Origin of the sequence: Lentzea tibetensis (assembly GCF_007845675.1) — a bacterium.
Lineage (GTDB): Bacteria > Actinomycetota > Actinomycetes > Mycobacteriales > Pseudonocardiaceae > Lentzea > Lentzea tibetensis.
In genome coordinates this window covers 1-1,305 of sequence record NZ_VOBR01000096.1, presented here as the reverse complement: position 1 = coordinate 1,305, position 1,305 = coordinate 1, and the positions used below count along the sequence as shown (strand labels likewise).

Below are 1,305 nucleotides of genomic sequence, written 5' to 3'. Positions count from 1 at the left end.
TCGGTGACCCAGGCGAGCTGGGCGAACCTGGCGTGCTGGGTGATCCCGGCGAGCCAGGTGTGCTGGGTGACCCAGGTGTGCTGGGTGTGGTGGAGCCTGGTCCGTCCGGTGAGGACGTCGAGGGTGAGTTGGGGGACGACGGTGCGTCCGGGGTGGAGGTCGAAGGTGAGCCGCTGGTGTGGGTGGAGCCGGCGTTGGGCGACAGGTCGGGGGCTTTGGTGGAGTGGAACAACCCGCCCGGCTTGATGGACTTGGTCGAGATCACGTCCAGGCCGGTCACCTTCCCGACCAGCTTGCCGACCACCTTCATGATGGAGGTGAAGATCTCCACCAGACGCCCCAGCATCGGGGACACCTTCTTGATCGTCGAGGTCAGCTTCTGGATCAGCTCAGCGATCTTCGACGCCCACTTGCTGATCGCCGTCACCGCCTGCGCCACGATCACCGGAGTACCGAACCCGAGGGTGAACACCGCCTCCAGCACCCACGTGATCAGCTTCGCCACCAGATCCGCGATCAGATCCCGCACCATCTCACGCACGAACCCGACGACCATGCCCATGATCCCGACCACGGTCCCCACCGAGCCCGCCGTCGACGCCGCCCCCGCCAACGCGTCGCCCTGAGCGCCCGCCGCGGCACGGTAGGCGTCCGCGGCCTGGCCCTGCCACTGCGCCGTGCCCGAGCCGACCGCGGACTTGTAGTCCTCCGCGACCTTCCCCAACTCGGCCGACACCTTCTGCCAGGTCGCCGAATACGACTCGATCACCGGCGGGTTCCCCGCCAGCCAATCCAGCGCCTCCTTCAACGGCTGCATGTGTTCCATCAGGAACGACGCCGCCGAGGACAGCAGGGTGCCGAACGGGTCGATCGCCATCGACGCCGCGTCCGCCACCAACCCGACCATGCCCAGGCCGGCCTCGACCCAGTTGCCGTCCTTGATCCCGTTGAACGCGTCCATCGCCGACTCGGCGATCGAGATCCCCGTCATCCACCCGTTGTCACCCGTACCGGCGTTCACGAACCCCGACGGCGCCGCATCCGGCTGCACCACAAGAGGATTCGACATCACACACCACCACCGAACGACGCCCGGATCGTCTCTTCGACCTCGCGGTAGTGCGCGGCGGTCTCCTGCACACCCTTAGCGGTGGCCTCCATCGACGACGCGACACCCGACAGAGCGTCCAGACCCCACTGCTCCACCGGGTCCAGCATCATCCGGAACGGCTGGCAGATGATCCCGTACGCATCCGTCGGCATCGACACCGAACGAGCCGCATCCACCGCCGTCTGCAGACGACC

2 protein-coding genes are annotated in these 1,305 nt (G+C 67.2%); both read right to left on the bottom strand.

The annotated features are described in order from the left end of the window. Positions 1-1,069 (bottom strand): PPE domain-containing protein (locus FKR81_RS43075; RefSeq protein WP_456319434.1); only part of this gene is annotated, 1,069 nt, incomplete at its 3' end. Then, positions 1,069-1,305, bottom strand: a 237-nt coding sequence (locus tag FKR81_RS43070) for a type VII secretion target (RefSeq protein ID WP_235922248.1), incomplete at its 5' end; no start/stop codon positions are given. The genes FKR81_RS43070 and FKR81_RS43075, both read right to left, overlap by 1 nt.